This window comes from Thiomonas sp. FB-6, assembly GCF_000377645.1.
Lineage (GTDB): Bacteria > Pseudomonadota > Gammaproteobacteria > Burkholderiales > Burkholderiaceae_C > Thiomonas_A.
Window position 1 is genome coordinate 20,310 of sequence record NZ_KB898489.1, and the last position, 24,601, is coordinate 44,910.

Here is a 24,601-nt window from a genome sequence, read left to right on the forward strand (position 1 = left end):
GATCAAGGGTCTCGGCCGCCGGGCTGAGCGCTTCAGTTCCCAGCCTGCCGCTGGGAATCATCCTTTTGCACCTGGGCCACGAGCCACTGAAGCAGTTGCGCGGAGGCGGTGGCGACGTTCTGGCCGGCGTGGATCTGCGCGTGCCACGCGGCGGCCTCGGAGTGCTCCAGCCCCTGCTGCGCGAAGAAACCTGTCAGCGGGCAAGCCTCGACTGCGGAGGGATGTGGAGGCTTCACGCCATGCATGTACTGCCAGTGGTACGCGAGCGCACCGAGCACATGGCGGATCTGCCCGCCCGGAGCCGCGCGCGGACGGGCCTGCTTCCACTGGACGAGTTCCTCGGCCGGCATTGGGCGGCCCAGGCCGTAGCCCTGCCCCGAGCCCGCCCCGAGGACCGTCACGGCCTCGATCACCGCGTCGTCCTCCAGCCCCTCGGCAACCACCTCGAGCTCGAAGTCGCGCCCCATCTGGACGATCGTGCTGACCAGACTGAGCGTTTGTACGGGAAGACTGCGAATCTGCAGCAACAAGCTCTGGTCGATCTTGATGGCGTCGAACGGCAGCAGCGACAGGCGGCGCAGGCTGCTATACCCCGAGCCGAGATCATCCATGGCCAGCTTCACGCCGAGCCGGCGCAACTGCTCGATCGCCTGGTCCTGTTCGCGCGTCTCGATCCCCTGACTCTCGAGGATCTCAAGCGTCAGCCGGTGCGGGGCAATGCCGTGGTGGCGCAGGCTTCGGTCGACAACCTCCACACAGCCACCGTCGAGCAAGGTGCTGGGCGGCAGGTTCACGGAAATCGCAATCTCCATCCCCTGCGCATCCCAGCTCGCAAGGTGGCCCAGGGCCTGGTCGAGGCCCAGTGAGAACAATCGGTCGAGCTCGGCGCTGCCCAGCAAGGGGAGAAAGACCCCCGGTGCAATGACCACACCGTCCGGCATCACGAGTCGCGCCAACGCTTCGACCTTGACCAGGCGTCGGCTCTTCAGGTCGATCACGGGTTGTACGAACATGCGCAGGCCGCCGTTGAGCAGCTGATTCCGGTACTCGCGCGCCTGGTCCTGCGCGATGACGGGTGCAGGTGCCGCGCACAGGCTCCAGATCTGCTCCCAGCGATGTTTGAGGCTACGCGAGAATTGCCGCATCAGATCTGATTCGAATTGATTCGGGTAGGCGCCGAACAGGCCGAGCACCACCACCCCCTGCCCCGCCGCGTTGAGCACGGGGATGCTGATGGCCGAACGGATGGCGAGATTCTCCACGTGGGGGGCCCATCCCTGCCAGGCGGCATATCGTGTATCACGCACGAAAGATGCGGAGCTCTCGACCTGCAGCGAGCGCCAAGCCCGCGCTGTCAGTGCCTGCCCACGCTCGGATGTAGGGTCGAGCACGGGCTCCCATCCTGGCTTTTGCAGCAGATCCGCAAGAGCGCGGGCCTGGGGCCCCGCGCTGCCCTCGACGGCGAACGCACCGTTGGATGTCAGGCGCAGCAGAAGGGTCGCCTGCATTCCGGGCAAGGCACTGAGCTCGGCGATGCCCGCGTGGCTCGCATCGACCCATAGTGAGCCTTGTGCCGGCAAGGGCGTAGCCAGCACGTCCAGGTAGGCTGCCGTGGTCAGCGCTCCCGCGTCGAGTTCGGCCTGGAAGTCTTCCTGCAGGCGCTCCTCGGCCGTGTGCAGAATGCTCAGACGTTCGCGCGCGCGCAAGGGAACGTGGTTCAGTTGCTCGGCAAGAAGCTTGCGGTAAAGGCCTTGCGCCCGCGACAGCCAGGCTCCACCTACGCCGCACAGCGCGTGAACCTGGCCGAGCCGTCGCGCGCGAGCCACTATAGCCTCGCGCGTTGTCTGAGGGTGGAGCAAAAAACCCAGGTGCGCGGCCTGCCGTCGCAGTAGCACCTGCATCTCCTGCTCCGTCAGGGTACGCAGGACCGCCTCGGGGGCTTCGTCGCGCTGCAATTCGCGATAGAACTTCTCGGCGAATGCCGTGCCTACCTCGACGAAATGCACCTTGGCCTTGTCCAGCAAGCGTGCCGCCTCGGTCCCAAAGGGATCGTTGTCCTGCTCGCCTTCGAACAAACCAGCACCCGCTGAGCTCACGCGCCACCAACTGGAGCGGTCGTGCTTATGCTGCTTGCACTGATACATCGCGGCATCGGCTTGCCGGATGAGCGCATCGCTCTCCTTGGCATCGCCGGGAAAAATCGCGATACCCATGGTCATGCCGACTTCCGCGCGCTGTCCATGTCCGACGATGAACGGCGACTCTACGGCCTGATGCAGACGATCGAGCGCACTGGCCAATTGATCTGCCAAATCTGGGGCGTCCAGATCGTCGAGAACAATGACAAATTCGTCACCACCCAGGCGAACCAGAAGGTCAGAGGCGCGCAATCGCGATTGCAGACGCTCTGTCAGTGCACGCAACAGCGCGTCCCCAGCATCGTGCCCAAGCGTATCGTTCACCTGCTTGAAGTCATCCAGATCGAGCATCCCAACCGCCACGACATGGCCGCTGCGCTCGGCCCGGGCAAGCATTCGAGGTAGATCGTGATTCAGCGAACGACGATTGGCCAGTCCCGTCAGGGGGTCATGCAAGGACTCGAAGGCGATCCGCTGCTGCAGGGCGTCGCGCGCAGTGACATCGACCACGGTCCACACGACCAGGCGCTTTCCAACCTCGTAGGTCATGTTGGCGGAGAGGTCGCAGGCGATCAGATCTCCGCCCTGGCGAACGAGGGAGGCACTGGTGAGCTGGGCGGATCCGGTTTCGTACAGTTGTGGATAAAGCACCTTGACGCGGTCGAACGAGGCTTCGTCTGCATACAGCGCGCGCGTCTCGCGGCCTACGAGGTCTTGGACGTCCCGGTACCCCAGCATGGAAGCAAAGTGGGCGTTCGCGTCGACGATGCGTCGACCGCGCGTCATGACGATGCCCACAAGCGCATTGGTCAACAAGCTCTCTCGCAGCGCTCGATTACGCTTGTCCTCGGCCAGCAGGTCGATCCTGTCCAATCCGCTTGAGACATCCCGCGCGATCTGCTCGAGCAGATTGCGCAGGTCCGCGTCGAAGACATTCTCCTCCTCGTGGTAGACGGCCAGCACCGCCCAGATCGTGCCCCTGCGAAACAAGGGTAGCGCGGCATTGGAGCGCAGCCCGAAGGCCCGCGCATGCTCGCGCCATGGCGCCAGGGTCGGCTCCGCTGCATAGGCATTGTTGAACTGTGCGTTGCCGTCGCGCCAGGCGCGGCCGACACTCCCTCGTCCACTGGGACTGCGTTCGTTGGTTGTGATTGCAACGGTCTCGACAGCCTCGATTCGCCCGGAAACGGCCAGGAATTCAAAACGGCCTTGCGCGTTCGGGCGCGCGACATAGGCTAGTGCGAGGTGCGCATGCTGGGTTGCCAGGTCGCACATCGACTGGAGCAAATGGACTTCGTCTTCATGCACGCTGATCGCGTGATTGACGCTTGCGAGCAGGCTGTTGAATTCCAGCAATCGCCCTAGTCGACGCTCGGAACGTTGCCGATGGGCGACTTCCGACTGCAGCTGGCGAGCAAAGTCTTGCTCGCCATCCGTGCGCGGCCCTGCCGAGACGCAATCCACCCCGACCGGCGCCTTAGCGTCGCGGATGGAGCCAAAGAAGTCGGACACCCGCTTTTGGTCGTCTCTGCGAGGGAACATCGTCAGAGTAGCCTTCCTCGCGCGCCCATCCGGGCCCCCGAGCTCCACTTGTCTCTGGTAGATATCACCAGGCGCGAGCGCGGCCAGGCGCCTCGCGAGCTCGGATTGCTCATCCGTATCGCCCAAGGGCAGCCGCGCGCAACCGCGCTCGACATCCTCGCGCGTTATGCCCAGCATGTTCGCAAAGGCGCGATCAGCGTCGAGGATGCGTAGGGCCTGATCCGCGACGAAGAATGACTCGAGATCGTGCGCTTCACCGGTGAGCACGCTCAGCTTCGATGCTTCGAGGTCCATCTGACCTTCTCCTGACGGTGCGCTCGCAATCCTGCGCTCTAGGTGCCGTGAAGTAGCGATCGTTCCAATCCAAGTTGGAGGTGCCCTATGCGTCCTCGACGAATCCCCATCCTGCGAAAGTCCTCTCATTGTGGCTCGCGCATCGCGTGCCTTCCATCGAATTTCGGCGCGAGGAGGCAGCAATTGCGACAAATGTCACGCCAATGCGTTTCCGAGTGATCTGGGCGATCCGACCAACGGCTCCAGAACAGGTCGATCACCGCGCCCAAGTAAAGCCACCCCTCGTCGCTGGCGATATAGATGACCAGCGCCACCGGCCCACGATATCGGCTTGGCCTCCTCGATCCCAGGGGCTGGCGGCTGAATGCGCCAGTAGAGAATGCTTGATGCAGAGCAAAAGTCATGCGCGAGCCTGAGGATTGAGGAGTTTGCAACACTAGCGCTAGTGTCTATGATTGCCATGAGCCACTAGATCTAGTGGAATGGGAGCCCTGATGTTCTCCGATGCGACGACCCCGACCCTCCATGTGATCAAGCGCGACGGCAGCCTGCGCTCCTTCGATGCGCACAAGATCGCCAGTGCGCTGGCGCGCGCGGGCCAGGCCGCCGGCGAGTTCGATGCCGCGCGGGCGCTGCAGTTGACCCGCGCCGGCGTGCTGCCGCGCCTGGCCGCGCTCGGAGCGCCGACACCGCATATCGAACAGATCCAGGACGCCGTGGAGGCCACGCTGTTCGATGCCGGCCACCGCGCGACGCTGCGTGCCTACATCGTCTACCGCGAGCAGCACCGCAAGCTGCGCGACGCGCGACGCAGTCTGGTCGACGTCGAGGCCTCGATGAACGAGTACCTGCAGCAGACGGATTGGCGGGTCAACGCCAATGCCAACCAGGGCTATTCGCTGGGCGGACTGATCCTCAACGTCTCCGGCAAGGTGGTGGCCAATTACTGGCTGGATCACGTCTACCCGCCCGAGATCGGCCAGGCCCACCGCGCCGCCGACATCCACATCCACGATCTGGACATGCTCAGCGGCTACTGCGCCGGATGGTCCCTGCGCACCTTGCTGCAGGAAGGGCTCAACGGCGTTCCTGGCAAGGTGGAATCGGGACCTCCGGAGCACCTGAGCAGCGCCGTCGGACAGATCGTCAACTTTCTCGGCACCATGCAGAACGAGTGGGCCGGGGCGCAGGCCTTCAGCTCCTTCGATACCTACCTCGCACCCTACGTGCGCAAGGACGGCCTGGACTACGCGCAGGTGCGCCAGTGCGTGCAGGAGCTGATCTACAACCTCAACGTGCCCTCGCGCTGGGGCACGCAGACACCCTTCACCAACCTGACCTTCGACTGGGTCTGCCCCGAGGACCTGCGCGAGCAGGTTCCGTGCATCGGCGGGCGCGAGATGCCCTTCCACTACGGCGAATTGCAGGCCGAGATGGACCTGATCAACCGCGCCTACATCGACGTGATGAGCGCCGGCGACGCCCGCGGCCGGGTGTTCACCTTTCCGATCCCCACCTACAACATCACCTCCGATTTCGACTGGGACAGCCCCAATGCGCGGGCGCTGTTCGAGATGACGGCGCGCTACGGCCTGCCGTACTTCCAGAACTTCATCAACTCGGAACTCAGGCCCCACCAGATCCGCTCCATGTGCTGCCGCCTGCAGCTCGACCTGCGCGAGTTGCTCAAGCGCGGCAACGGCCTGTTCGGCTCGGCGGAACAGACCGGTTCGCTCGGGGTCGTCACGATCAATTGCGCGCGCCTGGGACATGTGCACGCGGGCGACGAAGCCGGCCTGTTCGCGCGCCTGGATGAGCTGCTGGAACTCGGGCGCCAGAGCCTGGAGATCAAACGCAAGGTGATCCAGCGCCTGATCGACCAGGGACTGTTCCCCTACACCCGGCGCTATCTGGGCACCCTGCGCAACCACTTTTCCACCCTGGGCGTGAATGGCATCCACGAGATGATCCGCAACTTCACGCGGGACGCGCACGGCATCACCACCGACTCCGGTCACGCGCTGGCGGCCCGGCTGCTGGATCACGTGCGCGCGCGCATGGTCGCCTTCCAGGAAGAGACCGGGCATCTGTACAACCTGGAGGCCACGCCGGCCGAAGGCACGACCTACCGCTTCGCCAAGGAAGACCGCAAGCGCTACCCCGGCATCCTGCAGGCGGGCACGGCGCGCAACCCCTACTACACCAATTCCTCGCAATTGCCGGTGGACTTCACCGACGATCCCTTCGAGGCGCTGGAGCGCCAGGACGAGCTGCAGCGCAAGTACACCGGCGGCACCGTGCTGCACCTGTACATGCGCGAACGCCTGTCCGGCGCCGAGGCCTGCCGCGATCTGGTGCGGCGAGCGCTGACCCGCTTTCGCCTGCCCTACATCACCGTCACCCCGACCTTCTCGATCTGCCCCAGCCACGGCTACCTCGACGGACACCACGAGTTCTGTCCGAAGTGCGATGCCGAGATCCTGGCGCGCAAGCAGCGCCAGGCGGCCTGAGTCCATTGCCCGCCACAACCCGACCTGGAGATGACCACCATGCCTGAAACCGCATCCACCGAAGCCGTCGCCGCCCCTGCCCTCAGCCTGCGCGACGAGGAGCGCCAGCGCTGCGAGGTGTGGACCCGCGTGATGGGCTACCACCGCCCGGTGGCCTCGTTCAACATCGGCAAGCGCGGCGAATTCGAGCAGCGCACCTGCTTCGAGCAAAACCCTTGCCGCGCCTGATGCCCGCCACGGCCACGGCGCATGCCGGGCCGCGCATCGGCGGCCTGACACCCTTCACGAGCATCGATTACCCCGGCAAGCTCAGCGCCGTGGTGTACCTGCTGGGCTGCCCCTGGCGCTGCGCCTACTGCCACAACCAGCACCTGCAGGCACGCGACGCGCCGGCGGGGCCGGCCTGGCCCGCGCTCAAGACCTGGCTGCGGGGCCGCCGCGGCCTGCTCGACGCGGTGGTGTTCAGCGGCGGCGAGCCGACCCTCGACGCGGCCCTGGGGCCGGCCATGGACGAGGTGCGCGAACTAGGCTTCGCCACGGGGCTGCACAGCGCCGGCATGTATCCGCGCCGCCTTCGTGCCGTGCTGTCGCGCACGGACTGGGTGGGCCTGGACGTCAAGGCGCCGCTGGACGACGATGCGCTGCATGAGCGCATCACCGGTGTGGCTGGCGGTATCGATGCAGTGCGCGAAAGCCTGCGCGCGGTGCGCGAGGCCGGCATCGCGCATGAAGTTCGCACGACAGCGCATTCTTCCCTCCTTGACGACGCCGCCTTGCTGCGCCTGGCCGGCAGCGTGGCGAGCCTGGGAATCCAGCGATACGCGCTGCAACTGGCCCGTGCGACCGGTACGACGGCCCCACGGGCGTTGAACTACCCGGCACGCTCCACCGTCGCGCGCCTGCGGACCATGTTCGCCCACTTCACGCTTCGAGCCGACTGACGCCCCGATCGCCTCCCCGCCCTCACCCGATGGCCCACACTCGACTCGCGAGCCGAAAAGGTGTCGATAACATGCCCCAATCACTCGCGAGCCCGGTTACATTCCATGCGTGCAAGCTGCCGTCTCTCGGATCGGATACCGAACCATGTCAACGTCCGTCATACAGCGTAAGTACAGAGGTCACACAATCTCCGTGCGCGTACGGTCAACGAAGCAAGGCCAGTGGACATGGTCCTACGCTATCGACGGTATTGGCTACGAGGATTGCGCGGATCGTCCCCAAAGCAGCTACGACGTCATGTTGAACGCAGCGATTGACGAGGGCAAGCAGCGCATCGATGCGTTCGAGGCGCACCACCAAGCAAGTATCCGGAGGTAGTGCTAGCCACCATGCGCATGCACCTGTAGGTCATCGCCAAGCTCTATCAGGCGATGGTCGAATACCCACGGCATGCGCGCGCTGGGCGCGCAATTGCACATGCACGCCGGTGAGTTCGTGCTCACTGCGCAAAACGCCACCGCCACAGGCGGTGTGCGCAAGCTGCCGCAACTGCTCGGGCGAATGCTGCAGATCTGCGTGGAGTGCCCCGCCACGTATCAGCTGGAGTGTGGCGCCTCGGGCGCAGATGCCGGGCCGGGTTCCCCGCTCGCCTCGCCCGGCAGGCACGGCTGCACGTACTGCCGCGGACCTCTCAGGACGTCAGCGATGCGTTCCGCGTGGTCACTGTGTCCGCTCCACCTCCTGCGGGAACCGCGCGAAGCGCAACGCCAGAGTGGGCAGCACTAGAAGGGTCAGCGCGGTTGAGCTGAACAAGCCGCCGAGGATCACGATGGCCATCGGTCCTTCGATTTCCTGCCCAGGAAGATGCGCGCCGATGACCAGCGGCAGCAGGCCCAGCGCCGTGACCGAAGCGGTCATCAGGATCGGCGTCAGCCGATTCGTGGCCCCGAGCCGTGCTGTTTCCCAGGACCAGGGCAGACCGTCCTCGGTGACCAGCGAGCGGTAGTGCGACAACAGCATGATCGCGTTGCGCAGCGTGATCCCGAACACGGTCACGAAACCGACCGCTGCGCCCAGCGAGACCGGCAGACCTGCGATCCAGATGGCCGCGACGCCGCCCACCAGCGCGAAAGGCAGGTTGACCGCCAGAAGCGCTACCGTGCGGCCGTCGCGCAGCGCGATGACCAAGAGGCCGAGAATCGCCGCCAGCGCCAGCGCGAAGTCCAGCGCCAATTGCAGCCTGGCCTGTCCCGACGCCGCGGCTGTTCCGCCGATGCGCAGGTAGTCGCCCGACGCCAGGGGCAGGTGCGCAAGCCTGCGACGTGCCCGCGTCACGAACCGTCCCGCACTGCCGCTGACGTTGGCGGTGACGAGTTGCACTCGCTGCGCGCCGCGGTGCAGGATGAGCGACTGGCCGGAGCGCTCACGGATGGTCGCCAACGCGCCCAGCAGCACCACGGTACCGTCGCGGTTGACCAGTGGCACTTTGGCGATCGCTGTCGGATCCGAGCGCAGGGCGGGTGGAAGGACCACCACGATCGGCACCGACGCCCCGGCCGTGTAGACACGCCCAACCGTACTGCCGCGGTAGCAGGTCTGGATGGCCTTCAGCACCTGCGCCGAGGTGAATCCGTAACGCGTCAGCGCGTCCCGATCGAGGACGATCGAGAGCTCCGGAGTGCCCGGCGGAGCCTGCACGCGTACCCCGGCCGCGCCGGGGACACGGCGTAGAGCGTCGGCCACGCTCCGGGCATCAGCGTTCAGCGTGGAGAGATGGCGGCCATAGATCGTCACCACCACCGGCGCGGCTACGCCCGACAGCGTTTCGTGGATTCGCTCGGTGAGGAAGGTGTTCGCCCACCAGCGCACTCCCGGCGCGCCCCGGACAACCTCCAGGATGTGGCGCTCGGCGGCTGCGCTGTCCGCGTTGCCCTGGGTTGAAAGACCGACATCGATCTCAGCCTTGTTGGTCAGTGCGTTGCCGTTGGAGAGATGCGCGCGGCCGGCGTGCATCACGACATGAGCCACGTCGGGCAGGCCTTGCATGATCGCGACTGCCCGCTCGCCGATGCGCATGGTCGTGGCGAGCGAGGTGCCCGGCGCCGTCTGGAAGTGAACGATCAGATCGTTCTCGTTGAAGCGCGGCAAGAAGCTGGTGCGCAGCAGCGGCATACTGGCCAAGCCGCCGAGCACGAGCACGATCACCAGCACCCAGATGGGGCCGGGGCGCCGATGAACCGCGGCCAGCAGTCGGCCGTAGACGCGCTTGGCGCCGGCCACCACCGGGGGATCGGCCGGGTCGAGCCGCCGGTGGCCGAGCAGCAGCATGGCCAATGCCGGAGTGACCGTGAGCGCGACCGCCAGCGACGACAGGATGGCGAAGATGTAGGCCAGAGCCAGCGGCCCGAACAGACGCCCCGCCACGCCTGTCAGGCGCAGAATGGGCAGGAACACGATGACCACCGCGAAGGTCGCGAAGATTACCGCCTTGCGCACTTCCATGGTCGCGCGCAGCATGACCTCGTGGACGGGGCGTGGCAGCGCCAGGGCGCGGTTCTCGCGCAGGCGCCGATGGATGTTCTCCACCCCCACCACGGCGTCGTCCACCACTTCGCCCAGGGCAATCGCCAGGCCCCCGAGCGACAGGGTGTTCAGGCTGAATCCCAAGTGATCCAGCATCAGGGCAGCAGCCAGCAACGACAGCGGGATCGCCGCGAAGGAGACCACCGCCGTGCGCCAGTTGCGCAGCGCGAGGTACAGCACCAGCACGATCAGCACAGCGCCGATGGACAGCGAGTTACGCACGTCGCGCAGGGCGGTGTCGATGAAGGAAGCGGGACGCAGACCGTCGGGCTGGACCTCGATGGCGTCGCGCTTGAAGGCGGGTGCCAGTGTCGCAAGCGCTCGGTCGAGCCCGTGGGTCACGGCTAGGGTATTGGCGCCGTATTGCGTACCCACGACCAGCAGCAGTCCCGGTTTGGTCCCTACCAGCGCGCCGCCGATGGCCGGTGGTGGCGCGGCCACCACGCGAGCGACCGCGCCCAGGGTCAGACTCTGGTGGGCGCGACGCAGCAGCAGACTGTTGCCCAATGCTTCGGGAGTCGTCGCCTGGCCGTGACTCATCAGGAACAGTTGCTGGTTAGGCGTGTCGACGACGCCGGCGCCGAGCACCCCGCTCGCCTCGGCCGCCGCCGCGGTGAGTTGGTTCAGCCCGATGTGCAGCTCGACGAGCTTGTCCGGATCGAACTGGGCCTGGAGCTGTTCGGGCTGCGCACCGAAGATCACCACCTTGGAAACGCCCGGTACGGCAAGCAGGGCCGGGCGTACGGTCCAGCGCGCGATCTGTGTCAACTGCATGAGCGACAGCTTGGAGGAGCTTAGCCCGATGGATAGCGCCACGCCGGTGGACGACTGTAGCGGCGCGATCACCGGCGTCGCTCCGGCAGGCAGCATGGCGGTCAGCGGTGCCACCCGTTGCGCCACGAGCTGCTGGTCGCGATAGACGTCCGTGCGGCCGCCGAACACCGCAGTGACCACCGACAGCCCTTCCATGGATTGCGAGCGCAGGTGCGCAAGCCCGGGGATGCCATTGACCGCATCCTCGACCGGCGTGGTCACGAGGGCCTCGATCTGGCGCGGAGCCAGCCCTGCCGCGTTGGTCACGAGGGTGACCGAGGGCTGCCCGAACTCCGGAAAGACGTCATACGGCGCATGGATCACCGCGACCACGCCCAGGAGCGTCAGCCCGAGCGCCGCGACCAGGACCAGCCAGCGCAGGCGCAGGCAGAACTCGACGATGGCACGCATCAGCACTCCCCTTCAATCGTCGTCTTCAGGCTTTGCCGCCCGGGTCTTCGTGGCCCCCGGAGGCGACTGTGACGCCGAGAACACGAGCGCCGCGCCGGAGACCACGATGCGCTGTCCGGGCTGCAGTGCCGCATCGCCTCCTTCGGCCAAGAAATACCCGCCCCCTGCGCGTGTGAGGGTCGGCACGGCGACCGGTACGAAGGTGCCGGGGGCGCTTTGCCGGTACACCAGCGCTTGCCCGTCGTGCCAGACCACCGCGGACGCGGGAATCAGGACCCCGGCCACCGTCCCATGCCCGCTGAGTGCGACCGTTAGTGGCGTGCCGATCGGCGCAGAGTCCTGAGTCGCCATGAGGTAGTACAGGCTGGGGCCCGCCACTCCCGCGACGGCGCGCGGCGCGCGGCCGACCAGGCGCAGGGCCACGCGCTTACCGTCGGGCGTGGACGCTCGTGGATCGATCGATGCGGGCGGAAGCGATTGGCCCAGGGGCAGGCTCACCTCGACGATCTGCTCGGCACCGCGTTCCAGTTCGGGTAGTGGCGCGGTGCCCGAAGCTGCTGCCAGCCCAAGTTTGGCGCCCCAGTCGGTGCGGGCGCGGGCCAGCAGTTCGCCCAGTTGCGCCTGCGCGCTGGCTTGGGCTGCCTGGGCGACCAGCAGTTGGGACTGCGCCGCCTGGAAGGCCGCTTGCGAGATATTGTGCCGGGTACGGTACAAATCGGCCGCACGCGCGGCCTCGCTACGCTTCAGCGCGGTCACTGCCTGCGTCGACGCGAGCTTGCCACGCGCAGCGGCGATCTGCGCCGAAAGGCTGATCAAAGGGCCCGGGTCGAGGACCATGCCAAACGCGACCACGCTCGGTGCGCGTCGGGTCTGCTGCAACGCGACGGCACGGATCTCGCCCGCGAACATGGCCTTGGAGCCGAGTATCACTGTGGCGAGTGGCTGCGCGCCAGCAGTGCCCGCGCCGGCGATCGCGGCGGCCACCAGCGCGGCACACCTGAAGAAGGTCCTGAGCATCATGGACTCCGGTGGAAAACCAGGAAGGGGTGGTAGAGCGCCGCCTCGAGCTGCCCGAGCGCCCTGCGCACGTGCACGGACGCCGACAGCGCGCCCTGCTGCGCCTGCACGTCAACCAGTTCTGCGCCGAGCAGCCGAAGGCGTCCGATCTGGCCCGCGGTGAAGGCACGGCGTTGCCGGTCGAGCGCATCCGCAGCCGCCTCGCGCAGTTGGCGCGCACGGATCCGCTCCGACTCGCTGGCATGCCAGTCCGTGCGGGCCTGATCGATCTGCGCCAGCACCCTGGTCTGGGTCGCGGCAAACTCATCGGCGGCGACGCGCCGTGCGGCGCGCGCCCGGGCGATCGGACCCTGGTTCTGGTTGAGGATGGGCAACGGCAGGGAGATCGACAGGATGAACTTGTTATCGCCCTGGTCGTAGTGGTAGCCGGGGCCGATGTCGATGGCGGGGTACTGCTGCGCGACCGCCAGGCGCAGCCCCGCCTCCGCGGCCGCGTAGTGGGCAAGGGCGGCCAGTACCTCGGGGCGCGAGGTGAGCGCCGAGTGAACCAGGGGGGCGAGGCGGCCCGGCTGCCGCGGATGGGCGATCCCGCGCATGTCGATTGCGATGCCCCTCAGCGCGGTACTCGGAAGGCCCAGTGCGGCGGCCAGGGCCGTGCGCCCTAGCTGGCTGGCGCGCCGGTCCGAAGCAAGCTGCAGTTCAGCCTCGTTGAAAGCGAGCGTCGCATTGGTCAAGGCCGCCGCCGAGACCATGCCGGCCCGGTAGCGTTGTTCGACCACGTCGCGGTAACGACCCGCGAGCGCAGCCCGCCGAGCCGCGAGCCTCGCCGCCTGCTGCGCCGACCACAGGTCGAGCATGGCCGCGCTTACCTGAGCGCGGAGTTGCCAGGCGGTGACGGCGATGACATGCCGTGCCTGCTCGGTCTGGGCGCGCGCCTGCGCGATGCGAGCGGGACGCGCGCCGTAGGACTGGATCAGAAAGGTGACGACGGGGCCGACGGTCCACGGCGAAGCGGAGGTGCTGGTGTCATAGGTCGGCGCGAGTTGCAAGCTCGGGTTTGGCAGGGCCGCTGCCGTCGTCTCGCCTCCTTGGGCTTCACGCAGCCGAGCCTCGGCCAGCGGCATGTCGGGGCGTTCGTAGACAGCCACCAGGGACAAGGTGCCGATGTTCCAGCGAGGTGGGCCGCCCTGGTGCAGTTGGGCCGCGAGGAAGCGCAGCAAACGGGGATCGGATAGCGTGCGCCGGGTCAACGCCTGCGCCATCTTCTCGGGATGGAGGGGGCGCGGCATGTAGCTCGCGCATCCGCCAAGCAGCGCGCAAACGAGCAAGGCGGCCGGCAGTCGGGTCTTCATCGCGTCTCGGGCCTCGGGAAAAGCCCTGATGCTAGAGACCCCTGTGTCGTCAATTTGTCGTCGGCCCGGCCGGCTGGTTCCCGCGCGGGTGCAGATCCAGGCGTACCTGCAGTTCACCCGCTTCGCCGTACACGTAGGCCAGACTCCAGCCCAGGCGCTCGCACAACTGCCGCACCAGGTACAGCCCGATTCCGGCGCCGCGGGCGCGGCCGGCATCCGCCAGGGCCAGCGAGCGGTACAAACGCGCGACCGCGGCCGCGTCCAGCGCCTCGCCACGGCTGTCGATGCGGAACACACCTTCGCGCAGCCCGAGCTCCAGACACCCGGCCGGGGTGTGCTCGATGGCGTTGCGCAGCAGGTTGCCGAAGATCATCGCGGCGATGGCGGGAGCCACGTGCACCGAGGCCGGCTCGATCTCCCCCAGATCCAAGCTCAGCGGCCGGCCTTCCAGCAGCGGACGGTAGTCGGCGATCAGGCCCGGCAACCACTCATGCAGCGCAAGGGGCGCCACCGCAACAGCATTCGAAGACTCCTTGGCAAGCTGCAGCAGGGCAGCCAGGGTATCCCGCATCGCCTCGGTGGTGAGGCGGATGCGCTGCAGCGCCCGCCGCCCGTCACCCCTTAGCGTCTCTGACTCCAGCACCTGCGCCGCTCCCGCGATCACCGAGATGGGAGTGCGCAGCTCGTGGCTCGCGGTGTCGATGAATTCACGCTCCCGCAGCACGAAGCCGTCGAGGCGCTGCAGAAAGCCGTTGACGGCCGTCTCCAGCGCCTGGATCTCTTGCAACTGGTACCCGGGAGTCAGACGCGCATCACGCTGCGACGGGTCGAGTGCATGGACCGAGTCGACCAGACGAGATACAGGGCGCAGCAGCCGGCCGGCGAGCCACCACGTGGCAACCATCAGCAGCCCCAGACCGATCGCGACGATAGCGTCGAGCAGGTAGGCCAGACGACGCTCCTGCGCTCGCTGCGCGGAGATGTCGATCAGCGCGGCCATGCGATGGCCTTGCACGTCGCGCACCAGCACCGCATAGGGCAGATCCTCCGGGTCGATGTCGTCGTACAGCCCCGGTCCGAGGCGGCGAACCTCGGCCGGCAGACTTCGCGCAGCCAGGGAATCGAGGTCGATCAGACGCACCTTGGGAGGGTTCACATCGCCGGCCGGAAGGTGGGCGGCGCGCAAATCGCGCACCATCACGTCGCCGAGCAGGCTCATCCACACCAGTCGCTCATGGCGGTTGTTCAGGAAGCCGCCCACGGCGATCACGGCCGCGCTCAGCACCGCTGCGTACAGCAGCAGCCCGATGGTGATGCGGGCGCGCAGGCTATTCGTCTTCACCATCGTCGGAGCCCTGCATCGCGGCCAGCCGATAGCCGACACGCGCAACCGTGTGCAGCAGCTTGCATGCGAAAGGCGCGTCGATCGCCCGGCGCAGCAGGTGCATTTGCGAGCGCAGCAAGTCACGATCCGGCGGGTCGTCACCCCAGAGCGCGTCCTCCAGCCGATCCCGTGGCACGAGCGCAGGCGACGCACGCATCAGCACCTCCAGCAGGCGGCGGGTTGCCGGCTGCAGGGATATGGGTCGGTCTGCGCGCGTGACCTCAGCCTTGCGCAGGTCCAGCACCAGGTCGCAGACCTGCAGCCGGGTGTCGGCCACGCGACCGCTGGCGCGGCGGACCTGGGCGAGCAGCCGTGCCTCGAGCTCGGCCAGGTCGAAGGGCTTGACCAGATAGTCATCGGCACCGCCGTGCAGCGCCTCGACCTTGTCGGCGGTTTCCGCCCTGGCCGTGAGCATCAGCACGGGAACGTCCTTGCCCACGCTATGGCGCAGCGCCTGCAACAAGCTCACGCCGTCCATGCGCGGAAGCATCCAGTCCAGGACGACCGCATCGTAGCGGTTGTCGGCTGCCAGGCGCAGGCCGGTGACGCCGTCGGGCGCGGCGTCCAGCACGTGGCCGCGCGCCTCGAAGTAGGCGAACAAATTGGCCACCAATGCGTGATTGTCTTCGACGACGAGCAACTTCATGGGGCGGTGGCGAGGGGTTGCGGCAGGCAGCCTGCCCGGGAACCACGGGCCCGGCCAGACGCCGGTCCGGGACTCGACATGGTAGCGGGCAAGAGGCTTGCGCCACTGGGCCAGAAACGCGTTCCTGTCGGAGGCCACGGCGCTTCGCCGGATCGATCTGCTGGGTGTCAGGATTCAAACTGCTGCGCCTGGAGCCCTCATTGGGTGGGCGCTGGCGTTGCGGGGCACTGCCCAGACAAAGCCCGCAAGCTCGTGCGCGACCGGCACGCAGACCTTGTTCAGCGTAACGCCGCGCGCGTGCAGCTTGGCGTAGCGCCCGGTTAGTCGCAGCTGCGCCTTCCAAGCGATGGCACGCGTGGACTCAGGCAGATCCTCCTGCCTGCGCTGCGCCTGGTAGCCCACCCGGGGTTTGAATCGATAGCACCACACCGCCTCGGTCAGCAGTCTGCGCGCATGCGCGTTGCCGCTCTTGGTGATCGGCCCGCGGTTGACGCGATCATGGCTGGAGCGCTCGGAAGGCACCAGGCCCAGGTAACCCATGAGCTTGCGCGGGTGGTCGAAGCGCGCGATGTCGCCGATCTCCGCCACCAGCCCGATCGCGCTGACCGCGTCGATGCCGCGCAACGCGCACAGCGCCTTGACTACGCCCTCGAAGCGCCAGCCCTGGATGGCCTGCAGCAGCGCCAAGCTCAATCGTTCCACCCTGGCATCGCAGGCCTGTACGACCAAACAATACTCGGTGAAGGCGATCTGGCTGCCCGGCGCCTCGAAGCTCAAGGTTGCCAGCCAGCGCCCGAAGGTCTTGGTCCACGCCGTCTTGCCCGGATAGCGAATGTCGTGGCGCCGCAGGAATCCTCGCAACTGAAGCCGCGCCCTCGTTCGCGCCGTGACCGCATCCTCGCGCGCCCTGGACAGCTCCCGAATCGCCTCGTCGGCCGGCTCGGGAATCCAGATGGCCTTGAGCTCGCCGGCGCGCGACAACTCGGCCAGGCGCAGACAGTCACGCCGATCGGTCTTGACCCGATCCCCGGCGCGCCGCGGAATCAGCGACGGCGCGATGATCTCGCACGCGTAACCCAGCCCCCGCAACTTGCGCTGTAGCCCGTAACCCGTCGGGCCGGCCTCGTAGACGATGTGCACATCGACCGGATCGCCCAGCGGCTGCAGCTTCTTGACCAGGCGGCCGACGTCGTGCGCGATCTCCCCCATCAGTCTCGCCGGCTCCCGCCCCGACAAGGCCCGCGCGATCGCGATCGTCTCCTTGTGAACGTCCAGCCCCACGTAAACCTTGCTACTCTCGTCCATGGTCGGTCTCCTCAACAGGTGCTGATGACACGCTCACAGCATGTAGCTCGGCACGCTTGCGTGCAACCTACGGAACGGAAGGAGATCGACCCCCGCCGACTTGCCTGTTGGCGACCATGATGACTAGAAAGTGGATCCCCGGGGGCACCATGCAGGATTCGATTCGACCACTCTGCGCGACTTGCGCTCACCGCCCCTTGTGCCTTCCCTCCGGGCTGCCAGGGGAGGTGGAGAATGCAATGGCCGGCATTCTCATCGAGGACCTGTTCGTGCTCAAGGGGGAAATGCTGTCGAAGCAGACGCGCGTGCCAGGCAAGCTCTTCGTCGTGCGCTCGGGGGCCTTCAAGTCGGAGGCATCCCTGAGCGTCGGCGCACGGCGTGTGCTCGGACTCCATGAAGCCGGTGACTTCATGAGCACGGAGCCCACACTCGGTGGCCTGCCCGACGCCGAGTGGGTCGCATTGCGGAACAGCGCCATATGCGTCGTCGACCCATGGAAGCTGCAGGCCTTGGCGGCGAATCACCCGGCGTTGGGGTCCTTCATCATGCGCATCACGGCCGCTGCGCTGGTTCGAGCCCAGCAGACGTTGTTCGCGCTGGGCAGTCTGCACGCGTCGGGCCGTCTGGCGTGGTTTCTGCTGGATCTCTCGGAGCGCCGCCGGCGCAGAGGCCTGGATCCGTTTGCCCTATCCCTGCCGCTGACGGGGAAAGACATCGGCAACCATTTGGGTCTTCGTCCCGAGATGGTCAGCCGAGTATGGGGCGCCATGGTGCGTAGCGGCCTGATCTCGCGCCACGGCCAAGACGTCCAGATTCTCAACCTTGATCGCTTGGCAGCCCTGGCGTCGGGCCGCGACGCTGGAGCACGCGCGCGAACCGCAGCTGTCGAGCGACCAACGCGCGCGAAGCGTTAGTCCGGACCGAACTGGCCATTCTCGACACGCTGGAGCGCCACCTCGAAGGCATCGATGCGCCGCCTGCCTTCATCCATTGCAGCAGCCGGCATCTCGTCGTAGCTACTCCGCGGGCGGTCACCCGATTCCCGGTAGTCGATGGTGTCGATCGGGTAAGACCATGTCTACATGCCTTGTTGGGTCGATCGCACACGCACGTGGATCGTGTGGCCGCCGTACTCGACTCGAATGCAATACTCCGGCATGTATATAAGTCCAAAGTTGGCACGCCGCCTCGACGTTCCTGAACCGCTCGACTCTACTCAACCGCCTTCCACCGCGCCTCCGTTGAACCCGTGGAAGTGCTGGTAAAGAGCCACGACGATCCCCGCCAGGCCGTCTGCAATGCGCTCATGCTCCTCATGGGTGAGGTGCATCCGCTTGAGTTCCTCCGCGCCTTCCTCCGTCCCGAAGAGAAATACGGGTCCGAGCAGATCCTTCAGGTCATTGGGAAGCCGCTCGAAGACATCCGTCTGCTGCTGCAAGCCAAAGATGAAGCCGTAGCACCAATCGTCAATGATCGAGATCCCGCTATGTTCATCTCCCGGCGCGGCATCCCCCACGTTGGGCTCTTGGACATACAGGAGCGGCGCGTAGTCCTGCGGGTTGCTGGCCAACGTCTGCTCCGTGTCATGCCAATGCTGAGCGATCAAGGAGACAAGTTCCTCAGCTTCACCTTCACTTTCGAATCTGATCTCTCGATTTGTGCCGTCTTGATCCAACATGTATGGCAATACGTCACTCAGGTGGGGGCGATCGGGGCCGGCGAGCGCTGCCGCAATGAAGCCGTCGAGAGCTGAGATGTCCAGCGCATTCTCTGGAGATGCGTCGCTCATGAGGAGCTCGGCGAGGCGTTCAAGGTCGGCGGCGGGGCCGCTGGCGGTCGTCATGGCGCAAAAGTACTGATGCGGCAGTGAGCATGGTTTTTGAGATTGTGGCACGAGTCCGGTTTCGTCTGAATTGAGCCGCTTGGCGCTGGACGCCTGCTTCGCCCACGGGTGGGTGGATGAAACCAGCCTCGATGAAACTTCATGTCGAGGAGGCTTTCTTCAAGAAGCTCACCATGCGCTCCTCGGCGTCACCACCACCTACTCGCCGGCGACATAGGTGAGCGGAGGGCATTTGCGCTTGCGAACCGCCGCACCTAGGCCTCCTCTCGGACGCCATCCGGAGTCTCATCCAGACAACGGCGGTGTCCCATCGGGGTCCACAATCTCGGTCAGCTCGCCAACTCGGAGATCCTCCCGGTCACGCGACCGCCGGCCGCTTCTCATGTTCGAGACACGGTAGGACTTGCTGACCCTGCCGAAGGTGACGTGGACCACGTCGCCGTCGTTCGGTACCGGCTTCGTCGTTGTGAGCCAGAAGGTGCCATTGCCGGACACCCGAACTTTCGCATTGAGCGGGGTCGGATCGTGCTTGTTGATGTAAACCGAACAGTCCACAGCGCACTCATCGCTGCGATCCGCCTGCAGATCGCGCGCCTCGATCTTCGAGCCTTGCGACGGTGTACCCCCCACTGATCCTCTCCACCGGACTGCTGTGTCGATTGAACGTGGATCGTTCAATCGGCGTGTGTCACGCTTTCGGAAAGTTTGCGACATCTCACGCCAGTTGTCGACCCGGGGACAGAGGCCTCGTCATACTCGGAAGCTATCCTGCTCACCCAGCCCTCAGATCGTGCCGATGGGCAGTGGAAGGCCCCGCCCGACCTCTCCAGGACAACCGAGGAAACACCGCCCATGACGCTCTACGAGTTCACCCCCAGCAGATCCACGCGCGTGCGGTGGCTCCTCGAGGAACTTGGCGTGTAGTTCGACGCGGTGCCTGTAGACCTCATGGCCGGCGAGCACAAGGGCGCCGGGTTCCTCAGCGTTAATCCGGCGGGAAAGGTGCCGGTACTCGTTGACGGAGAGCTGGTTCTGACCGAGACGATGGCCATCGTGCTGTACCTGGCGGAGAAGGACGAGCAGCGGAGGTTTCTGCCGACCGATCGTGCGCAGAGAGCGCAGGTCTATCGCTGGCTTTCCTTCACCATCACCGAACTCGAGCAGCCGCTGTGGCGCATGCGCCGACACACGAAGCTGTACGCAGTCGAACGACGGCTTGCGGCCGAGGTCGATCTTGCCCGCGAGGACTTTGCAGCCATGGCTCGCGTTCTGGAATCCCACATGCGTGAACGCCCGTTCGTCGCCGGCCCGACCGTCTCGGTCGCCGATTTCGTGTTAGCCTGGACTCTCGACTGGGCCCACGCGAACGCGCTCCTCGAGCACAGCCCGAACCTGCTGGCGTATTTGGAGCGCATGTATCGCCGCGCGGCCGCGCCCTCGCGAATGCGTATCCCGAGCGCACCCAGTTGACCCGTAAGCGGCAAGTGGCTCGCCATGGCGCCGCAGGCATGCTCATCCATGCCGCGCCCAGTGGGATCCATCACCGAAGGGACGGATCGCGCCCGGCCCAGCAGCATGGTGAGATTTTCCAGGGGAGGGGCATGGACACGCAGCGGCCTGACCGAAGCACCGCCAACAGGTGATGTTGGATGAACGCTACACCTCAGGACACCTCGAAGAACGCCATCGCCAGTGCGCAATTTTCCTGCGCAGAACCACGCAGCGATGTCGAACGGTCAAGGCAATTCGACCGCAGGATCACACACTCCCGCGCTCGGCGCGTCGACACGCAGGACGCTGGAAGGCGCGCCGATGCTGGGTCCGCGGACAGCGCGAGCCAAGCCCCCAGGGAGACGGCCGGTGAAGCTTGCGAGGAAGAGGGGCGCGCACGTGTTTCGCGGATGCTATCAACCGCGAAATAGTGTTTTCTGATCAAGCACTTGCGCCGCATCGATCGCTTCGCTACAGACCCTTGCTCAGCGCCGCCGAGCTGGTCATAATGGTCTGACCGATGCCCCTCGCTTTGAACACCCGCACCGCCATGCCTCCCCTGCAAAAGCTCACCATGCGCCCCAAAAGCGGGACCTGGAACCGCACCGTCCGTATCTACGGACGGCGGGGCGCGTGTGTGCGCGAGATGGCGATGAACTGACAGCCGAATCTCTCCCACCCACGAAGCCCCGCCAATCCGCGGGGCTTCGTGCTTTTCGGCACCGGGCTCCGCGATCACACCACCAGGAGTCCACGATGGCCGCCCTCGACGATCTGATCCAACGCCATCCACGCATCTTTCGCGGGGAGTTTCCCGCCATTGCCTCCTGGCTGCCCGAAGGCTGGGCACCACTGGTCGAGGAACTCTTCGACGCCATCGAGGCCCTGCTCGATGACGGGCAGGCGATGCGCCTGGAGATCCGCCAGATCAAGGAGAAGTTCGGCAGCTTGCGCGTGTACACGCAGCTGCACCCCAGTCCAGGGTCGGACGAGCTGTCCGAGGCGGACGTCGCCTTGCACCGTCAGGTCATGCGCCTCGTGCAAGCGGCCGAGAAGCGCTCGTCGTTGCTGTGCGACGCCTGCGGAGCGCCGTCCGAGCTGCGCAGCTTTGCCGGCTGGATGACCACGCGCTGCGATCGCTGCCTACCACCGCGCGATCCCCGCAGTCCCTGACCCGGGAGACCGTCATGCCGACTGACATTCGACGCCTTCCCCCCGGATTCGCCCGAGCCGATTCCGGCCTGGTCGTGCCCGAGCAGGTGCTGCTCCAAGCCAAGGCGGCTGCGCGGGCCGAGGAACCGGAAGAGATGCCGGAGCTCCGGCCCGCGTACACGTCACCGGCGGTGCGCAGCCGCGCATGGGTCCAGGAAATGCTGGGCCTCGCGCGCCAGCAGAGGCCCCCCCGGGGCCCCACGCTCGAGCTCTTCACGATGGACGATCTCGAGCGTTGCCTGCGGCGCACCGCGGAAATGTCCGATCGCGAGCAGAAGGAGCGTGACCAACGCATGCTCGAGGCGGCCATCCGCGGGGGCCGCTGGCGCCTGGTCGGGTTCGCCCAGCGCACGCTGTCGGCCGTCCTTGCGTTGCAAGAGGAGATGCCGCACCTGGCCAGCGTCGTCGGCCAGGTGACCAACCGCATTCGCCTGGCGCGTGCGGCAAGGAGGCCCGCGCGGCTGCCGCCCATGCTGCTGGTCGGCCCGCCGGGCGTAGGCAAGAGCCATTTCGCGGAGCAGCTGGCCACGGCGCTGGGTGTCAGCGTGCACCGCCTGGCGATGGATGCGGTCCAGACCACGTCCGCGCTGGCCGGCAGCGACTCCCATTGGTACAACAGCCGCACGGGCCTGGTCTTCGAAGCCTTGATCCACAGCGGCACAGCCAATCCGATCATCCTTCTGGATGAAGTGGACAAGGTTCGAGAGAACTCGTCCTATCACCCGCTGTCGCCGCTGCATACGCTGCTCGAGCCGCTAACCGCCAAGCGATTTGCGGACCGGTGCATCGAGCTTCCGCTCGACGCCAGCCACATCGTGTGGGTGGCCACCGCCAACGAGGAGTCGGCGCTCGACGCTCCGCTGCGCTCGCGCTTCGCGATCCACCGCATCGGCGCACCGGACGCCGAGCAGGGGCTGCGGGTGGCCCGGGCCATCGTCGCGCAGGCATTGCGCGAGCTGCGGCTGCGCATCGCTGTGGACGGGGCTGCCCTTGGCCGCATGGCCGGGCTTGCACCCCGGGCGCAGCGTCAGGCGATCGAGGAGGCCTTCGGGGCGGCGCTGGCCCGCGGGGAGCGCGTCGTCAGGGAAGACGACATTCCACGGCCACCCGTGGCGCGATCGATGGGCTTTCTCGCGCAACGCGGGAGTGCGCCATGAACCGAGGAGACCAACGGTGGCCGCCATCGCGGCGCGCTACCAACTTCGGCGAAGGCGAGCTGCGAGCTGACGCCCGTTTCCCCCATGTTCTTGCGAAGGCCATCTGACCATGCGAATCCACCTTCTCTCCGACATCCACCTCGACATCGAGATCCCCGGCTACGCTTTCGAGCCCAGCGTGCTGGACGCCGACGTCACGATCCTGGCCGGCGACATCCATACGGGAGCGCGCGGCCTGGAGTGGGCGCGACGTGTCTTCCCGGGACCGGTCCTGTACGTCCCAGGCAACCATGAGTTCTATGGCGGCCACATCGACTCGACGCTCTCGACGATGCGCGCGGCCAGTTGCGAGCGCGTGCGCTTCCTGGAAGGCGATGAAGTCGTCCTCGGGGGCGTGCGCTTCCTGGGCGCAACCGCCTGGACGGATTTCACCAGCACGGGCGACCGGGTCGCTGCCCGGGCCCAGGCGCTGGAGCAGATGAACGACTTCGGGCGCATCCGCGCGGGTGCGCCTATTTACCCGAGGTGGCTACACGTCGACGACGTGGAGACCATCAACCAGCATACGAAGGCATGGCTGCGCGCCAGGCTGGCGGAGCCCTTTGCGGGTCCGACCTGCGTCATCACCCACCACGCACCGCTGCCTCCACCTCCCAAGAGCCGCCTACGCCGTAATGGCTCGGCCCATCATTGGCTCGCGGCGTATGTCAACGACTGGGAGGACCTCATGGGCCCGACGGTGGCCCTCTGGGTGCATGGCCACACCCATGAGGCCATGGATCGGATCTGCAAGGGCACGCGCGTCGTCTGCAACCCCGTGGGCTATCCCTTCGAGCGCACGGGCTACGCCGCCGACAAGATCCTCACGCTCGAAGTGTGACGTGCTGCGCAGCGGATCCGCACAAGGCCCCGCTGCCAACCCTCCGCCTTCGTTCGCCCCCTCATCCTGTTCAAGAGGACCTCTCATGCGTATCCACCTTCTCTCGGACCTGCATCTGGAACTCAGTCCCAGCCGGCGCGCAGCCTTCAAGCCCGAGGTGCTCGACGCCGACGTGACGGTGCTCGCCGGCGACATCGACAAGGGCCCGCGCGTGCTGGAGTGGGCGCGCAGCACCTTCCCCGGCCGCGTCCTGGTCGTGGCGGGCAACCACGAGTACTACGGGGGCCACCTGCAGCGCACGACCCAGAAGATGCGCGCGGCCAGTTGCGAGCGCGTGCGCTTCCTCGAACGCGACGAAGTCGTGATCGACGGGGTGCGCTTCCTCGGGGGCACCTGCTGGACGGATTTCTCGTCGACGGGAAACCAAGGACTCGCCCGGTCCATCGCCACGCAATCGATGACCGACTATCGGCGCATCCGCGCGGGAAGCAACTTCCGGCACCTGACGACGGAGGACGTTCTGCAGGAGAACGGCGCCTTTCGGATCTGGCTGGAGGGGAAGCTGGCGGAGCCGTTCGCAGACAAGACGGTGGTCATCACGCACCACGCCCCGCTGCTGGACTACGCGTATGGGCCCAGCCTCGAGTTCATCGGGCAGCGCCATCCCCTGGACGCTGCCTACGCGAACGACTGGGAGCACCTTGTGCGCCCGCCCGTGGTTGCGTGGCTGTACGGACACACGCATGTCGCGGTCGACCAGGTCGTCCACGGCGTGCGCCTGGTCTGCAATCCACTGGGCTACAGCATGGGGGATGACACGGGATTCGAACCTTCCAAGGTCCTTGCGATTCCGTGAGGCTGGGGATCCCATGCATCAAGCCATCTGCGTGCAACGCTTTGCATTCACCGGCTGCCAATCTCGTCCTCATCGCCCTCTTGCGCCCGAACTGGTCGCCCGATCCACCGCGACGGGTACCTGGACATTTCGCACGCGTAGGCATGTGGAGTGAAATTTTGTCGCGCCCCTCAACTCGAAGCGAATTGTTGTCGACCGTGGACGACAACAATTCCATTGTTTATG

The 24,601-nt window shown here is 66.4% G+C and carries 16 protein-coding genes and 2 pseudogenes; 8 read left to right on the plus strand and 10 right to left on the minus strand.

Features of this window, described 5'->3' with window-relative positions:
* Positions 1-32: 32 nt before the first annotated feature.
* Both D466_RS21825 and D466_RS24480 read right to left on the minus strand, forming a co-directional pair.
* Positions 33-3,974, minus strand: a complete 3,942-nt coding sequence (locus D466_RS21825; RefSeq protein ID WP_018914267.1) for an EAL domain-containing protein — start codon at positions 3,972-3,974, stop codon at positions 33-35.
* A gap of 125 nt (positions 3,975-4,099) precedes the next feature.
* The gene (locus D466_RS24480; RefSeq protein ID WP_196803482.1) at positions 4,100-4,288 is read right to left on the minus strand and encodes a hypothetical protein; all 189 of its coding nucleotides are present in this window, start codon (positions 4,286-4,288) and stop codon (positions 4,100-4,102) included.
* A gap of 180 nt (positions 4,289-4,468) precedes the next feature.
* On the opposite strand from D466_RS24480, the pseudogene D466_RS0113630 reads away from it, so the two are divergent.
* Together D466_RS0113630 and D466_RS0113640 are read left to right on the plus strand one after the other, a co-directional pair.
* A pseudogene (locus D466_RS0113630) lies at positions 4,469-6,712 on the plus strand (ribonucleoside triphosphate reductase).
* Positions 6,712-7,425, plus strand: a complete 714-nt coding sequence (locus D466_RS0113640) for an anaerobic ribonucleoside-triphosphate reductase activating protein (RefSeq protein WP_026285264.1) — start codon at positions 6,712-6,714, stop codon at positions 7,423-7,425. Before D466_RS0113630 ends, D466_RS0113640 begins: the two are co-directional and overlap by 1 nt.
* A gap of 721 nt (positions 7,426-8,146) precedes the next feature.
* On the opposite strand, the gene D466_RS0113645 is transcribed toward D466_RS0113640, so the two are convergent.
* The 6 genes from D466_RS0113645 to D466_RS0113670 all read right to left on the minus strand — a co-directional run bounded on the left by D466_RS0113645 (position 8,147) and on the right by D466_RS0113670 (position 16,937).
* A complete protein-coding gene (locus D466_RS0113645) occupies positions 8,147-11,233 on the minus strand; it encodes an efflux RND transporter permease subunit (RefSeq protein WP_038166317.1) in 3,087 nt (1,028 codons plus the stop codon).
* 12 nt (positions 11,234-11,245) lie between these two features.
* The gene (locus D466_RS0113650; RefSeq protein ID WP_018914272.1) at positions 11,246-12,250 is read right to left on the minus strand and encodes a hypothetical protein; all 1,005 of its coding nucleotides are present in this window, start codon (positions 12,248-12,250) and stop codon (positions 11,246-11,248) included.
* Positions 12,250-13,602 (minus strand): TolC family protein, encoded by a 1,353-nt coding sequence (locus tag D466_RS0113655; protein ID WP_018914273.1) that lies wholly within the window; start codon positions 13,600-13,602, stop codon positions 12,250-12,252. Before D466_RS0113655 ends, D466_RS0113650 begins: the two co-directional genes overlap by 1 nt.
* Positions 13,603-13,651: 49 nt before the next feature.
* Complete coding sequence (locus D466_RS0113660; RefSeq protein WP_018914274.1) at positions 13,652-14,947, minus strand: HAMP domain-containing sensor histidine kinase; 1,296 nt, start codon at positions 14,945-14,947, stop codon at positions 13,652-13,654.
* On the minus strand, positions 14,931-15,632 hold the full coding sequence (locus D466_RS0113665) for a response regulator transcription factor (protein WP_018914275.1): 702 nt from the start codon (positions 15,630-15,632) through the stop codon (positions 14,931-14,933). Before D466_RS0113665 ends, D466_RS0113660 begins: the two co-directional genes overlap by 17 nt.
* A gap of 174 nt (positions 15,633-15,806) precedes the next feature.
* Entirely contained in the window at positions 15,807-16,937 is a 1,131-nt protein-coding gene (locus D466_RS0113670; protein ID WP_018914276.1) for an IS110 family transposase, read from the minus strand.
* A gap of 239 nt (positions 16,938-17,176) precedes the next feature.
* On the opposite strand from D466_RS0113670, the gene D466_RS0113675 reads away from it, so the two are divergent.
* Positions 17,177-17,851: a Crp/Fnr family transcriptional regulator gene (locus D466_RS0113675; RefSeq protein ID WP_018914277.1), complete on the plus strand. Its 675-nt coding sequence runs from the start codon at positions 17,177-17,179 to the stop codon at positions 17,849-17,851.
* 302 nt (positions 17,852-18,153) lie between these two features.
* On the opposite strand, the gene D466_RS0113685 is transcribed toward D466_RS0113675, so the two are convergent.
* Both D466_RS0113685 and D466_RS24045 read right to left on the minus strand, forming a co-directional pair.
* A complete protein-coding gene (locus tag D466_RS0113685) occupies positions 18,154-18,780 on the minus strand; it encodes a UPF0149 family protein (RefSeq protein WP_018914278.1) in 627 nt (208 codons plus the stop codon).
* Between the two features lie 285 nt (positions 18,781-19,065).
* Positions 19,066-19,410 carry a hypothetical protein gene (locus D466_RS24045; protein ID WP_156004314.1) on the minus strand — a complete coding sequence of 115 codons (345 nt, stop codon included), beginning with the start codon at positions 19,408-19,410 and terminating at the stop codon, positions 19,066-19,068.
* Between the two features lie 222 nt (positions 19,411-19,632).
* Between D466_RS24045 and D466_RS21830 the strand changes: the two are divergent.
* From D466_RS21830 to D466_RS0113715, 5 genes and pseudogenes are all read left to right on the plus strand, one after another.
* A pseudogene (locus D466_RS21830) lies at positions 19,633-20,250 on the plus strand (glutathione S-transferase family protein).
* Between the two features lie 777 nt (positions 20,251-21,027).
* Positions 21,028-21,444 carry a hypothetical protein gene (locus D466_RS0113700; protein ID WP_018914280.1) on the plus strand — a complete coding sequence of 139 codons (417 nt, stop codon included), beginning with the start codon at positions 21,028-21,030 and terminating at the stop codon, positions 21,442-21,444.
* Between the two features lie 14 nt (positions 21,445-21,458).
* Positions 21,459-22,640 carry an AAA family ATPase gene (locus tag D466_RS22905; protein ID WP_018914281.1) on the plus strand — a complete coding sequence of 394 codons (1,182 nt, stop codon included), beginning with the start codon at positions 21,459-21,461 and terminating at the stop codon, positions 22,638-22,640.
* A 109-nt stretch (positions 22,641-22,749) separates the two neighbouring features.
* Positions 22,750-23,520 (plus strand): metallophosphoesterase, encoded by a 771-nt coding sequence (locus D466_RS0113710; RefSeq protein ID WP_018914282.1) that lies wholly within the window; start codon positions 22,750-22,752, stop codon positions 23,518-23,520.
* An 85-nt stretch (positions 23,521-23,605) separates the two neighbouring features.
* Positions 23,606-24,376 carry a metallophosphoesterase gene (locus tag D466_RS0113715; RefSeq protein ID WP_018914283.1) on the plus strand — a complete coding sequence of 257 codons (771 nt, stop codon included), beginning with the start codon at positions 23,606-23,608 and terminating at the stop codon, positions 24,374-24,376.
* The last annotated feature ends 225 nt before the right edge of the window (positions 24,377-24,601 follow it).